At 72.1% G+C, this 13312-nt stretch carries 14 protein-coding genes; 13 read left to right on the top strand and 1 reads right to left on the bottom strand.

From position 1 onward, the window contains the following. Nucleotides 1-86 precede the first annotated feature (86 nt). The 3 genes from ACFWTE_RS01345 (at nt 87) to ACFWTE_RS01355 (ending at nt 2933) form a co-directional block, all read left to right on the top strand. Complete coding sequence (locus tag ACFWTE_RS01345; RefSeq protein ID WP_378776754.1) at nt 87-545, top strand: DUF3060 domain-containing protein; 459 nt, start codon at nt 87-89, stop codon at nt 543-545. 371 nt (nt 546-916) lie between these two features. Then, nucleotides 917-1912, top strand: a complete 996-nt coding sequence (locus ACFWTE_RS01350; RefSeq protein ID WP_378776756.1) for a GNAT family N-acetyltransferase — start codon at nt 917-919, stop codon at nt 1910-1912. A gap of 97 nt (nt 1913-2009) precedes the next feature. After that, the gene (locus tag ACFWTE_RS01355; RefSeq protein ID WP_378776758.1) at nt 2010-2933 is read left to right on the top strand and encodes a hydroxymethylglutaryl-CoA lyase; all 924 of its coding nucleotides are present in this window, start codon (nt 2010-2012) and stop codon (nt 2931-2933) included. 48 nt (nt 2934-2981) lie between these two features. Here ACFWTE_RS01355 and ACFWTE_RS01360 read toward each other — a convergent pair whose 3' ends face one another. Next, complete coding sequence (locus ACFWTE_RS01360) at nt 2982-3344, bottom strand: hypothetical protein (protein WP_378776760.1); 363 nt, start codon at nt 3342-3344, stop codon at nt 2982-2984. Between the two features lie 61 nt (nt 3345-3405). Here ACFWTE_RS01360 and ACFWTE_RS01365 point away from each other — a divergent pair, with 61 nt between their 5' ends. The 10 genes from ACFWTE_RS01365 (at nt 3406) to ACFWTE_RS01410 (ending at nt 13288) form a co-directional block, all read left to right on the top strand. After that, nucleotides 3406-3741, top strand: a complete 336-nt coding sequence (locus ACFWTE_RS01365) for an ArsR/SmtB family transcription factor (RefSeq protein ID WP_378776762.1) — start codon at nt 3406-3408, stop codon at nt 3739-3741. Next, nucleotides 3741-4460, top strand: coding sequence for a cation transporter (locus tag ACFWTE_RS01370; RefSeq protein WP_378776764.1), 720 nt, complete (start codon nt 3741-3743; stop codon nt 4458-4460). The genes ACFWTE_RS01365 and ACFWTE_RS01370 overlap by 1 nt, the downstream gene beginning before the upstream one ends. A 388-nt stretch (nt 4461-4848) precedes the next feature. Then, the gene (locus ACFWTE_RS01375) at nt 4849-6489 is read left to right on the top strand and encodes a CTP synthase (RefSeq protein ID WP_378776766.1); all 1641 of its coding nucleotides are present in this window, start codon (nt 4849-4851) and stop codon (nt 6487-6489) included. A gap of 41 nt (nt 6490-6530) precedes the next feature. Next, a complete protein-coding gene (locus ACFWTE_RS01380) occupies nt 6531-7199 on the top strand; it encodes an NUDIX domain-containing protein (RefSeq protein ID WP_378776768.1) in 669 nt (222 codons plus the stop codon). 138 nt (nt 7200-7337) lie between these two features. Further along, on the top strand, nt 7338-8300 hold the full coding sequence (locus ACFWTE_RS01385) for a tyrosine recombinase (protein ID WP_378776980.1): 963 nt from the start codon (nt 7338-7340) through the stop codon (nt 8298-8300). Between the two features lie 251 nt (nt 8301-8551). Then, the gene (locus ACFWTE_RS01390; protein ID WP_378776770.1) at nt 8552-9511 is read left to right on the top strand and encodes a ParA family protein; all 960 of its coding nucleotides are present in this window, start codon (nt 8552-8554) and stop codon (nt 9509-9511) included. After that, nucleotides 9484-9897 carry a hypothetical protein gene (locus ACFWTE_RS01395; RefSeq protein WP_378776772.1) on the top strand — a complete coding sequence of 138 codons (414 nt, stop codon included), beginning with the start codon at nt 9484-9486 and terminating at the stop codon, nt 9895-9897. Before ACFWTE_RS01390 ends, ACFWTE_RS01395 begins: the two co-directional genes overlap by 28 nt. Before the next feature lie 130 nt (nt 9898-10027). Continuing rightward, nucleotides 10028-10873 (top strand): segregation and condensation protein A, encoded by an 846-nt coding sequence (locus ACFWTE_RS01400; RefSeq protein WP_378776774.1) that lies wholly within the window; start codon nt 10028-10030, stop codon nt 10871-10873. Further along, complete coding sequence (gene scpB, locus ACFWTE_RS01405; protein ID WP_378776776.1) at nt 10870-11460, top strand: SMC-Scp complex subunit ScpB; 591 nt, start codon at nt 10870-10872, stop codon at nt 11458-11460. Before ACFWTE_RS01400 ends, scpB begins: the two co-directional genes overlap by 4 nt. Then, on the top strand, nt 11447-13288 hold the full coding sequence (locus ACFWTE_RS01410) for a pseudouridine synthase (RefSeq protein ID WP_378776778.1): 1842 nt from the start codon (nt 11447-11449) through the stop codon (nt 13286-13288). The genes scpB and ACFWTE_RS01410 overlap by 14 nt, the downstream gene beginning before the upstream one ends. Nucleotides 13289-13312 lie beyond the last annotated feature (24 nt).

The following is a 13312-nucleotide window of genomic DNA, read 5'->3' on the forward strand; positions in this document are numbered from 1 at the left end:
GTCGCGCAGTTACCTCCGCGTGACATACTCTTGGCCTTGCGCAGGACGTATGTCGTAATTGCCGGGTATTCGGCTGTGGGGGACGCATGAGGGTTCGGTATCTGGTGGGCGCGGGCGGGGCGCTGGTGTCCGCAACCCTGACCACCGCCCTGCTCACCGGTTGTGGACTGGCCTTCGGGCAGGACGAGCCGGGCGAGCCCCCGGGTGCCCCGCTCCCGGAGGGGGCCACCCGGGAGGCCGTGGTCCCCGAGCACAACGTCATCAACGACGACGTCCTCATCATCGTGGACGACGGCGCCGAGGTCAGCGAGGAGTGCGGGGACCGTGAGGTCGTCGTCGCCGCGGACGACGCCGTCGTGGTCCTGGACGGGGACTGCGGCCTGGTGCGCGCCACCGGCCGGGGGTCGACCGTGGATGTGGGATCCGCGGACAAGATCGTGCTGGTCGGGGTGGACAACACCGTCTCCTTCGCCTCCGGCGACCCCGAGGTGATCAACCACGGTCGCAACACCACCGTCACCGAGGGCGGCTCCGCCGGGGAGTGATCCGGGGCGGGGGGTACGGTCCCCGACCGGGGACCGCTGACGGTGTGGAAGGATTCCGTGTCGGTGCGTTGACCGCCCCGGCATCCGAGAGTGACCTTGGATCCGTTACCGTGGTGCGCGTCCACTCGCCCCCGCGCGGGGGCGGGGATGAAAGTTTCAGGCGGGTGCGACCGCGCGGAGTGAATTTTCTGTGGCGGTTCACGGTTTCGTTCTCCCTTTCGGTTCCGAGGCGGTACGGTCGTTTCGTTCCGCCCGCGGTGCATCCGGTCCCGTCGGTGCGGCACGATGGTCACGGGCGGCGCCGCGCACCGTTTCGGCCGACCGGTCAGGGGACGCGCGCTTGACGTGAGGACCCGCTAGGGGAGGGGTGGATGAGCGGTTATGTCGCGCGGGTGCGGCACGATGAGTCGCCCGGAGGCGACGTCGGCCTGGACCCGTTGGTGCAGTCGGCCGCGCAGCGCTGGGTCGCCGCGGACCCCCTGCTGCCAGAACCCGTCAGTTTCGCTCCGGGTTCCTACCCGCTGCTGACCGTCAGCGACGAGGACGGTCGCACGGTCGCCGCGGGCACCATGCACTACACCTGGTACCAGCCCGGCGAGGTCGGCCGGATCTGGGGCGTGCCCGACCAGCACTGGCTCACCCCCATCGTGGGCGGCCCGGACCCCGGTCGCGCCCTGGACTCCCTGCTGACCAGCTGGCGCGACCAGTTGGAGGACCTGCCGACCGGTACCGGCTCGGAGTCGGCCGCGCTGGTGAGCTGGCCCGCGCGTGACGTGTGCGGGATCATCCCGTTGCAGCGCCACGGCCTCCAGCCCTACACCGTGCTGGCCGCCCGGCAGCGCCGGCGCGGAGTCCCCCCGTCGCTGCCCCCGCGCGACGTGACGATACGGCTGGCGGACCGGAGCGACCTCACCCAGGTGGTGAGCCTGCTGATGGAGGAGCACCGGTACGAGCAGCACTTCGGCGGGGTGTTCCTGCAGCCGGACACCGCCGAGCAGACCCGGGAGGTGGCGGCGCGGGCACTCAACCGTTCGCGTTCGTGGATCTGGCTGGCGGAGCGCCGCGGCCGAGCCGTGGGGCTGCTGTGGGTGTCGCCGCCCGAGCGCTCCCGCTGGGCCAAGCCCCTGGTCAACGCCCGGCCGATCGCGCACATCGGTTACGGGGTGGTGATCGCGGACGAGCGCGGCAACGGGATCGGCACCGCCCTGGTGGGGCAGGCGCACCAGGCCCTGGACAGTCACGGCGTGGGTGTGTCGGTGCTGAACTACGCGGCGATGAACCCGCTGTCCGGGCCGTTCTGGCACCGGATGGGGTATCGCCCGGTGTGGACGACCTGGGAGGTCCGCCCGGCGCTCGCCCTGCGCTGACCAGCGGTGGGGCGCGGGCCACCCCGGCGCCGGGGTGGCGGGCAGGGCTCCATTAGCCTGGGCGCAGAACGCGACGGGGCGTGGAGAGGCGGGGACGATGAGCACGGACGACCGTGGGCCCGAGGGTGCGGAGCACGTCGAGATCGTCGAGGTGGGGCCGCGTGACGGCCTCCAGAACGAGGCGACGACGCTGTCGGTCGAGGACCGGATCGACCTGATCGACCGTGCCGCGGCGGCCGGGGCGCGTCGTATCGAGGCGGTCAGCTTCGTCAACCCCAAGCGCGTACCGCAGATGGCGGGGGCGGAGGAGATCATGGCGGGCGTGCGCCGCGCGCCGGGGGTCTCCCACATCGGTCTGGTGCTCAACCGGCGCGGCCTGGACCGCGCGGTGGCCGCCGGGGTGTCGGAGGTCAACGTGGCGGTGCCCGCCACGGACGGGTTCTGCGTCCGCAACCAGGGGTGCACGGTCGACGAGATGCTGGACGCCCTGGCCGGGATCGACACGGAGCTGTCGGGAACGGGGATCCCGCTGAGCGTCACCGTCTCGACCGCGTTCGGCTGTCCGTTCGACGGTGAGGTCGAGCCGGAGCGGGTGGTCGAGGTCGTCCGGCGCATCGCCGACACGGCCGCGGTGGAGGTCGCCCTGGCCGACACGATCGGGGTGGGCGTGCCCCGCCAGGTGAGGGACCTGCTGGGCCGGGTCGCCGAGGTCGCGGACGGCCGTGCCCTGCGCTGCCATTTCCACAACACCCGCAACACCGGCTACGCGAACGCGCTCGCGGCGGTGGAGCAGGGGGTGCGCGTGCTGGACTCCAGCCTGGGAGGGTTCGGCGGGTGCCCGTTCGCGCCCGCCGCGACCGGCAACATCGCCACCGAGGACCTGCTGTACATGCTGCACCGCAGCGGCCTGCACACGGGCGTGAGCCTGGCGGAGGCGGCCGCGCTGGGGGAGTGGATGGGGGAGCGCCTGGGCAAGCAGCCTCCCGCCTACCTGGGGCGCGCCGGCGGTTTCCCGGCCTGACCCGCCGCCCCGGGGCGGCGCCGGGGAGGGCCGTACGCCCGGGACCGGTCACCCCGTGGGGCGCGGGAGCGCGCCCAGGAACCGCGCGGCCTCCTCGGCGGGGCCTGCGGGCGCCGGCCGGGCGCCGGGTGCCAGGCTCACGTGGAGCAGTGTGCGGGGCCGCCCCGCGTCCACCACCCGCAGGTCCAGGAACGCGCAGCACTCCCGCTCGGCGGCCACGAGGGCCTCCAGAGCGCGCGTGTCCCCGGCCGGAACCTCCCAGACGTACCCGTCCTGCCCGCGGTGCCCGCGAGCGTTCCGCAGCAGGTCGCGCCAGGCGGTGATCCGTCGGCGGTACGCCTGCGCGTCCAGTGCGCACTCTTCGTCCGCGGCCGCGAGGGGCAGCGGACGGCGGTGGTTCTCCTCTGCCACACCCACCACATCCTATTGTTCAGGGTTTTGTGGATTCAGGATTCTATGTATGGTTGTGCGCATGCTGCGAGTAGCCACCGAGATCGACGCCCTGGCCCGGTTCGGCCGCGCCCTGGCCGACCCCATTCGCTGCCGGGTCCTGCTGGTCCTGCGGGAGGGCCCCGCCCACCCCGCCGAACTGGCGGAGGAGCTGGATATCAGCCGCACCCGGCTCTCCAACCACCTGGCCTGCCTGCGCGACTGCGGGCTGGTCGTCACCGTCCCCGTCGGCCGCAGGGTCCGCTACGAGCTCGCGGACCCGCGGATCGGACACGCCCTGGGTGACCTGCGCTCGGCCGTGCTCGCGGTCGAGACCGACCGGACCTGTGTCGACGCGGACGAGGAGGGGTGCTGCTGATGGCCGGGACCACCGCGCCGACGGCCGGTCCGAAGCGCCGGGCCCTCCTCACCCGCCGCATCCGGCTGCTGGTGGCGGCCACCATCGCCTACAACGTCGTCGAGGCGGTCGTGGCCATCGCCGCCGGGCGGGCGGCCTCCTCGTCCGCGCTCGTCGGCTTCGGGCTGGACTCCCTGGTCGAGGTGTCCTCCGCGGCCGCCGTGGCCTGGCAGTTCTCCGCCAGGGAGGAGTCGGTGCGCCGGGCACGCGAGTCCCGGGCCCTGAAGGTCATCGCGGTGGCGTTCTTCGCCCTCGCCGCCTACGTCACCGTCGAAGCGGTGCGCGCCCTGTCCGGCGCGCACGGGGCCGACCCCTCCCCGGTCGGGATCGTGCTCGCCGCCCTGTCGGTGGCGGTCATGCCGTTCCTGTCCCTGGCCCAGCGCCGCGCCGGGCGCGAACTCGGCTCGGTGACGGCGGTCGCCGACTCCAGGCAGACCCTGCTGTGCGCGTACCTGTCCGCGGCCCTTCTGGCGGGACTCCTGCTCAACGCCCTCCTGGGGTGGGCCTGGGCCGATCCGGCCGTCGCCCTGCTCATCGCCGCCCTCGCGGTGAAGGAGGGCCGCGAGGCATGGAGGGGCGACGCCTGCTGCGCGCCCGCCGGTATCGCCCTGACCGCCAGGGGCGGGGCCGCCGAGGAGGACGGCTGCTCCTGTCCTTCGGGCTGCTCCTGCCGCCCCTGACCCGGACGGCCGGCGGGTCGCCGGGCGCGGTCCCGCCCCCGGCGTTGCCGGGTGTGGTGTTCGTCGCCGTGCGGGGGCGCGTCGGCTCCCGTGCGCGCCCCCGCACGGCGACGGATCAGATGATTTTTCCGGCCGGGGGCTGGGGTGCGGAGGCCCGTGACGTGCGCCGGAGCCCTTTCCGCGCAGGGGATGCGTGCTGGTGGGTCCCGGGAACACCTGTGCGGTGCAGGGCGTTCCCAGGTGAGTGCAGACGGGGGGCCTGTTATCCTGGTGCCCCGTGGAGTCCGGCGGCCTGAGCGAAGATCCCAACGCCCGCGACCGGACCGCCGCACGGCCGCTCAGCTCGTCCCGAGCCCGCCGTAGCCACTCAACCCACGGGAGCAACACTTTGGCATCCGCCGCGAGTACCAAGCACCTTTTCGTTACTGGCGGCGTCGCCTCCAGTCTTGGCAAGGGCCTCACCGCCTCCAGCCTGGGACGACTCCTGAAGTCGCGCGGCCTGCGGGTCACCATGCAGAAGCTGGACCCCTACCTCAACGTCGACCCGGGGACGATGAACCCCTTCCAGCACGGCGAGGTCTTCGTCACCGACGACGGGGCCGAGACCGACCTGGACGTGGGTCACTACGAGCGCTTCCTCGACGTCGACCTGTCCGCGACGGCCAACGTCACCACCGGGCAGATCTACTCCAGCGTCATCGCCAAGGAGCGCCAGGGCGCCTACCTCGGTGACACCGTGCAGGTCATCCCGCACATCACCAACGAGATCAAGGCGCGCATCTACGCGATGGACGCCCCCGACGTCGACATCGTCATCACCGAGATCGGCGGCACGGTCGGCGACATCGAGTCGCAGCCCTTCCTGGAGGCGGTCCGCCAGATCCGCCACGAGATGGGCCGGGAGAACTGCTTCTTCCTGCACGTCTCCCTCATCCCCTTCCTCGGCCCGGCCAAGGAGATGAAGACCAAGCCCACCCAGCACTCGGTGGCGGCGCTGCGCAGCATCGGCATCCAGCCCGACGCCATCGTGTGCCGGTCGGACCGCCCCATCACGCAGAGCCTCAAGTCCAAGATCAGCCTCATGTGCGACGTGGACGAGGCCGGAGTGGTCTCCACCCCCGACGCACCCTCCATCTACGACATCCCCAAGGTGTTGCACCGGGAGGGCCTGGACGCCTACGTCGTCCGCCGCCTGGGCATGCCCTTCCGGGACGTGGACTGGACCGAGTGGGACGAGCTGCTGCGCCGCGTCCACCAGCCCGGCCACGAGGTCACGATCGCGCTGGTCGGCAAGTACATCGACCTGCCCGACGCCTACCTGTCCGTGAGCGAGGCGCTGCGCGCGGGCGGGTTCGCCACCGACACCCGCGTCAACCTGCGCTGGGTGGCCAGCGACAACTGCGCCAGCCCGTCGGGTGCGGCCTCCGAGCTCGACGGCGCCGACGGCGTGCTCATCCCCGGCGGTTTCGGCGTGCGCGGTATCGAGGGCAAGCTCGGTGCGATCCGCTACGCCCGCGAGAACGGGGTGCCGCTGCTCGGCATCTGCCTGGGCCTGCAGGCGATGGTCATCGAGTACGCGCGCAACGTGCTGGGGCTGGCGGGTGCCAACAGCACCGAGTTCGACGACAAGGCCGTCGACCCGGTCATCGCGACGATGGCCGACCAGACCGACGTCGTGGCCGGGGAGCGGGACATGGGCGGGACCATGCGCCTGGGTATGTACCCGGCCGCCCTGGGTGAGGACACCGTCGTCCGCGACCTCTACGAGGGCTCCGGGCAGGTCTCCGAGCGTCACCGCCACCGCTTCGAGGTCAACAACGCGTACCGTCCCCGGTTGGAGGAGGCGGGTCTGGTGTTCTCCGGGCTCTCCCCTGATGGCAAGCTGGTGGAGTACGTCGAACTGCCCCGGGACGCGCACCCGTTCTTCGTCGCGACGCAGGCGCACCCGGAGCTGCGTTCCCGCCCGACCAGGGCCAACCCGCTCTTCCGCGGGCTGATCTCGGCGGCTCTGGAGCACAAGGTCTCCTGACCGCCGGCCCGGGTGGGGGCACGATCCTGAGAGGCGATCCCATGCCCAGTGACACCCACCCGGCCGAGAGCGGGACCACGGGGGCGGACGCGAAGGTCGCGGACGCCCCCGAGTCGTGGCCGGTGGACCGGTCCGAGGTGCGCTACCGCAGTGCCAGGGTCGCGATGCGCACCGACTGGGTGCAGATGCCCGGAGCCGCAGGCGTGGGCACCAGCGTCGCGGCCCGCGACTTCATGCAGCACCCCGGTGCCGCCGCGGCCCTGGCCCTGGACGACGAGGGCCGGGTGCTGCTGCTGCGCCAGTACCGGCATCCCGTCCGGCAGACCCTGTGGGAGCTGCCCGCCGGCATGATCGACGTGGAGGGCGAGGGTCCGCTCCCCACGGCCCGGAGGGAGCTGGTCGAGGAGGCGGGGCTGCGCGCCGAGCGCTGGTACGAGCTGCCCGACTTCTTCCCCAGCCCGGGGTTCTCCGACGAGCGCATCCACGTGTTCCTGGCCCGGGGCCTGTCCGAGGTCCCGGCCGAGGAGATCGACTTCGTGCGTGAGCACGAGGAGACCGACCTGGCCGCGGAGTGGATCCCCCTGGAGGCCGCGGTGCGCCTGGTCATGGAGGGGCGCCTGCACAACGGCCCGACCGTGATCGGCATCCTCGCCGCGCACGCCGCCTCCGCAGACGGTTTCGCGTCCCTGCGCGAACTCCCCGCCGGCTGATTCGTGGGCGACGAACCGGGCGCGGCCCTGCCCGAGGGCCCCGGATCCTTCGCGCCGCCCCCACCGCGGGGGCGGGAGTCGCCTTCCGGCGCACGAGGGGCCCCGGGGGACCCGGCGGCGTCCGCGGGCGCGGGGCCGCTGGCCCAGGTGTGCGCGGCGTTCCTGGACCACCTCAGCGCCGAGCGCGCCCTGGCCGCCAACACCCTGCTGGCCTACCGCCGTGATCTGCGAAGGTACTCCGAGTACCTGGTGTGCGCCGGGGTCGCCTCCCTGGAGGGGGTGGGCCCCGCCCAGGTGGGCGGGTTCCTGCGCGCACTGCGGGAGGGGGAGGGCGGGCGGCCCCCGCTCGGTGCGGCGTCGGCCGGGCGGGCCCTGGCCGCCGTGCGGGGCCTGCACCGGTTCGCCGTGCGCGAGGGGTGGGCCGTCAGTGATCCGGCGGTGGAGGTGTCCCCGCCGGTGCCGCCGATGCGGCTTCCCAAGGCGGTGCCGTTGGAAACGGTGGAGCGCCTCCTGGCCGCCGCGGGCCCCTCCGGGCCGGGCGGGACCCCGTCCGACGGGGACCGCGCAGCCCTGCTGGCCCTGCGCGACCGCGCCCTGCTGGAGGTCCTGTACGGGACCGGGGCGCGTATCTCCGAGGCGGTCGGTCTGGACGTGGACGATGTCGTCGACGCCGTGGACGGGGACGAGGCCGTCGGCCTGGTGCGGTTCCGCGGCAAGGGCGGCCGGGAGCGCGTGGTGCCCCTGGGCTCCTACGCCCGGCGGGCGCTGTCCGCGTACCTGGTGCGGGCGCGGCCCTCCGTGGCGGCCTCCGGCCGGGGCGGGCCGGCGCTGTTCCTCAACGCCCGCGGGGGGAGGCTGACCCGGCAGGGCGGCTGGGGGGTGCTGGCGGCCGTGGCGGCGCGCGCCGGGGCCGAGGGGGTCTCACCGCACACGCTCAGGCACTCCTTCGCCACGCACCTGCTCGACGGAGGTGCCGATATTCGCGTTGTGCAGGAGTTACTGGGGCACAGTTCGGTCACCACCACCCAGATCTACACACTTGTGACAGTGGAAAGGCTGCGTGAGGTGTACGCGTCGAGTCATCCGCGAGCGCGGCGCTGACGTGGCGCAACGGCGGCGCAAAGGCCTGTCCGGCGGGCGAAGTGGAAGAACGGGGTTCCCCCGTTCGATTTCCCCCGGAGGCGAAGGCGTGGGATTCTACCCATACGTTTCGTTGAAGTGCGCCGTGTCGGCGATCTAGAGTCGCCGCACAGAGGTACGTTGCTGTCGACATATTGAGTTTCCGACGGCCGCCGGGCGCAGGGGGTGTGGCACCTTCGGCCCCGGCCGGCCCGTAGGGGAGGTCAAGGGTTGTGAACTGGGCGGAGGACGACGTGGCTGCGAACACCGCACCCGTCGGCGAGGAGGCACTCGCCGACCCGGTGACCAACCCCTGGGGGACGACACGCAACACGGGGGCCGACCTGCACAGCAAGAGACCGGAACGCAAATATCCGGAGCCCGAGCCGTTGGACGAACACGGCCCGGCACGGATTGTAGCACTCTGTAATCAAAAGGGTGGGGTCGGTAAGACCACCACCACCATCAACCTCGGTGCGGCCATCGCCGAGTACGGCCGCCGGGTCCTGCTGGTCGACTTCGACCCGCAGGGTGCCCTGTCCGTCGGACTCGGCCGACTCGACCCGCGCGAACTGGACCTGACCGTCTACAACCTGCTCATGCAGCGGGACGTGACGGTCGAGGACGTCCTGCTCAAGACGGACATCGACGGTCTGGACCTGATCCCGAGCAACATCGACCTGTCGGCGGCCGAGGTGCAGCTGGTGGGCGAGGTGGCGCGCGAGCAGATGCTCGGCCGGGCCCTGCGCCCGGTGATCAACGACTACGACGTCGTGCTGATCGACTGCCAGCCCTCGCTGGGCCTGCTCACCGTCAACGCGCTCACCGCCGCGGACGGCGTCATCGTGCCGCTGGAGTGCGAGTTCTTCGCGCTGCGCGGTGTGGCACTGCTCATGGACACCATCCAGAAGGTCCAGGAGCGGCTCAACGAGGAACTCGTCATCGACGGGTTCCTGGGCACCATGTACGACCCTCGCACGCTCCACGCGCGCGAGGTGCTGTCCACGATCATCGACGGATTCGGTGACAAGGTCTACGGCACGGTCATCAACCGCACCGTGCGCTTTCCGGACGCCACCGTGGCGGGCGAGCCCATCACCAGGTTCGACCCGACCTCGGCCGGGGCCAACGCCTATCGGAACCTGGCCAAGGAGGTGCTGGCTAGGTGGCCTCTCAGCGGTCACGGCGCGTGACGCTACCCGGGGCGGACGAGCTCTTCTTCCGTCCCAGCGGCACCGAAGAGGTGTCGGAAGAGACCGAACGCCAGCACACGGCACCGGAGCAGGGCAGAAGGAACGAGGCGCCGCAGCCGCGCGGCACGTCGGGGGGCTCGTCCGGCACCAAGGTGCTCGGCGCGCCCAAACCGAGCGGGCGGCAGCGCCACGACGAGAAGATCACCGTCTACGTCTCCGGGCCCGAGCTTTTGGCCCTGGAGCAGACACGGCTCTCTCTGAGGGCGGAGCACGGGCTGTCGGCCGACCGCGGCCGCCTGGTCCGTGAGGCCGTCGCGGTGCTGTTGGCCGACTTCGAGGAGAACGGCCAGGCCAGCATGCTGGTCCGCCGTCTGACCGAGGGCTGAGCGGCGGCCGGGGCGCGTGCCGGTACCGGAGGGGGTGCCGGTTCGACGACGGAAGGGTGCGGGTGTCACCGGTGGGGTCGGGCCGGTGACACCCTTGTGCGTATGAGTGAGACGACGTGGGGCCGCGGCCATGGCGGCTGAGCGGAGCCCGGTGGACACCGCAGAGGTGGACGAGAACGCCTTCCAGGTGCACCTGGACAACTTCGAGGGTCCCTTCGACCTGCTTCTCGGGCTCATCTCCAAGCACAAGATGGACATCACCGAGGTGTCCCTGTCGAAGGTCACCGACGAGTTCATCGCGCACATCCGCACGTTCGGCGACGACTGGGACCTGGACCAGGCCAGCAACTTCCTGCTGGTCGCGGCGACCCTGCTGGACCTGAAGGCGGCCCGGCTGCTGCCGCGCGGCGACGTCGAGGACGAGGCGGACCTGGCCCTGCTGGAGGCCCGCGACCTGTTGTTCGCGCGGCTGCTCCAGTACCGGGCCTACAAGGAGGTCGCCTCGTTCATGCGCGCCCGGCTGGCCTCGCAGGGGCGCCGCTACGCGCGCGCCGTCCCCCTGGAGGAGCAGTTCGCGGCGCTCAGGCCCGAGGTGCTGTTCCGTCTGGGCCCGCAGGAGTTCGCGGCACTGGCCGGACTGGTCCTCACCCCCCGGGAACCTCCGAGCGTGCCCGTCACCCACATCCACCAGACCAAGACCTCCGTCAAGGAGCAGGGCGATCTGATGGTCGCCGAGCTGCGCGAGCACGGGCGCCTGACGTTCGCCGAGCTCACGGCGGCCTGCACCGGTACGTTCGAGGTCATCGCCCGGTTCCTGGCCCTGCTGGAGCTGTACCGGACCTCCAGTGTGGGGTTCGACCAGCCCGACCCCCTGGGGGAGCTTTTGGTCACCTGGACCGGCGGCGAGGACCGGGTCGAGCTGGAGAGCGAGTACGACGAGACGGACCCGGTGGAGCCGGGGGAGGAGCCGGAGTGACCAGCGAGGACACGATCGGGGTGGCCGGGGTCAGCGCCCCGCCCACCCTGCGGCGCGACCTGGAGGCCGTGCTGATGGTGGTGGACCAGCCGGTGTCGGAGTACGAGCTGGCCAAGGCGCTGGACGTGCCCGTCACCGTCGTCTCCGCCGCACTGGAGGACCTTTCGCGGGAATACACCGAGCAGGGGCGGGGTTTCGACCTGAGAGCGGTGGCCGACGGATGGCGTGTGTACACGCGTCCCGAATGCGCCGACGTCGTCGAGCACTTCCTCAAGGAGGGGCAGGAGGTGCGGCTCACGCAGGCCGCACTGGAGACGATGGCGGTGGTGGCCTACCGGCAACCGGTCTCCCGTGGCAGGGTCTCCGCAGTACGCGGTGTCAACTGCGACGGAGTTATGCGTACCCTCGTACTGAGGGGCCTGATCGAAGAGGCCGGACACGACGCAGAGTCCGGTGCGCAGCTGTATCGGACCACCTCCTATTTCCTGGAACGGTTGGGCCTACGAGGCCTCGACGAGCTGCCTGATCTGGCACCGTTCCTCCCCGACGACATCGAAGGTCTAGACGACACCGGTGAGCACACCTAACGAAAGTTCCCGCGGTGCGCGGGACGACGCCCCGCGCGGTGAGCGCGGCGACTACGACAACCGCGGCGGCCACGGCCGCCGCGACGACCGCCCCCGTGGCGGTCAGCGTGACGACCGCGGCCCCCGTGGCCGCGACGACCGACGCCCCTCCGGCGACCGCGACAACCGTTCCGGTGGTGACCGGGGTGGTTACCGGGGTCGTGACGACCGGGGCAGCCAGGGTTCGGGTGAGCGCCGCTCGTTCGGCGGCGACCGCGACAACCGCGGCGGCTACCGGGGGGACCGGGACAACCGCTCCGCCGGCCAGGGCTCGGGCGAGCGCCGTGAGTTCCGCGGCAACCGTGATGACAGCCGTTCCGGTGGTGACCGTGGTGGGTACCGCGGCAACCGTGACGACAGCCGTTCCGGCGGCGGCCAGGGCGACCGCGGCGGCTACCGCGGTGGCCGTGATGACAGTCGTCCCGGTGGTGACCGTGGTGGGTACCGCGGTGGCCGTGATGACAGTCGTCCCGGTGGTGACCGTGGTGGGTACCGCGGTGGCCGTGATGACAGTCGTCCCGGTGGTGACCGCGGCGGCTACCGCGGTCGCGACGACCGGGGCAGCCAGGGTTCGGGTGAGCGCCGCTCGTTCGGCGGCGACCGCGACAACCGCGGCGCGGGCGACCGCGGCGGTTACCGGGGCCGTGACGACCAGCGCGGCGGCGGACGTTTCGAGCGGGGCGGACGCGGCCCCGGCGGCGGGCGCGACGACCGCGGCGGCCAGGGTTCGGGGGACCGCCGTTCGTTCGGCGGCGACCGCGACAACCGGGGTTCGGGCGACCGGCGCGAGTTCCGGGGCGGTCGTGACGACAACCGTTCCGGCGGTTACCGCGGCGGACGCGACGACCGGGGGCGCGGCGACAGCCGTCCCCACGGTGACCGCGCCAGCCGTGCGCGCGACGAGCGCCGCGCCCAGGGCGGGCGCGAGGGCACGCCGGGCGGGCCCAAGAGCGAGAGCCAGCTGTCGAAGGCCGCACGTGAGCGCCTCAACGCCCTGCGCGCCGACTTCGACCCCAAGGACGAGGACGGCGTCGAGGAGGGCCGCGACACCTACACCGACGTGGAGGGCGGCGTCCGCCTCCAGAAGGCGCTCGCCGCTGCCGGTGTCGCCAGTCGGCGCGCCAGCGAGGAGATGATCGCCGCCGGACGCGTCAGCGTGGACGGCCAGGTCGTGCGCAGGTTCGGGGCCAGGGTCAACCCCGAGGCGTCCGAGATCCGCGTGGACAACATGCGGGTCGTCACCGCACCGGACAAGCTGTACTTCGCGCTCAACAAGCCGCGCGGCGTCGTCAGCACCATGTGGGACCCGGAGGGCCGCCCCACCCTGGCCGACTACACCGGCCAGACCGAGGAGCGGATCTTCCACGTCGGCCGGCTGGACACCGAGACCGAGGGTCTCATCCTGCTGACCAACGACGGCGAGCTCGCCAACCGGCTCACCCACCCGCGCTACAAGGTCGTCAAGACCTACATCGCGAAGGTGCCCGGTCCGGTCCCGCACCGCGTCGTGCGCGAGGTCCAGAAGGGCATCGAGCTGGAGGACGGCCCGGTCCAGGTCGACTCCTTCCGCGTGGTCGAGAACGAGCCCCCCAAGGCGCTCGTCGAGATCCGGCTGCACGAGGGCCGCAAGCACATCGTGCGCCGCCTCATGGAGGCTGTCGGCCACCCGGTCGCCGACCTCGCGCGCACCCAGGTCGGTCCGATCGACCTCAACACCCTCAAACTGGGTACGATGCGGGCCCTGACCTCTCGCGAGGTCAGTGAGCTCTACTCCGCGGCCGGTCTGTAGGGGCGTCTGTAGATACAGTTGACG

It is taken from the genome of Nocardiopsis sp. NPDC058631 (genome assembly GCF_042716955.1).
Lineage (GTDB): Bacteria > Actinomycetota > Actinomycetes > Streptosporangiales > Streptosporangiaceae > Nocardiopsis.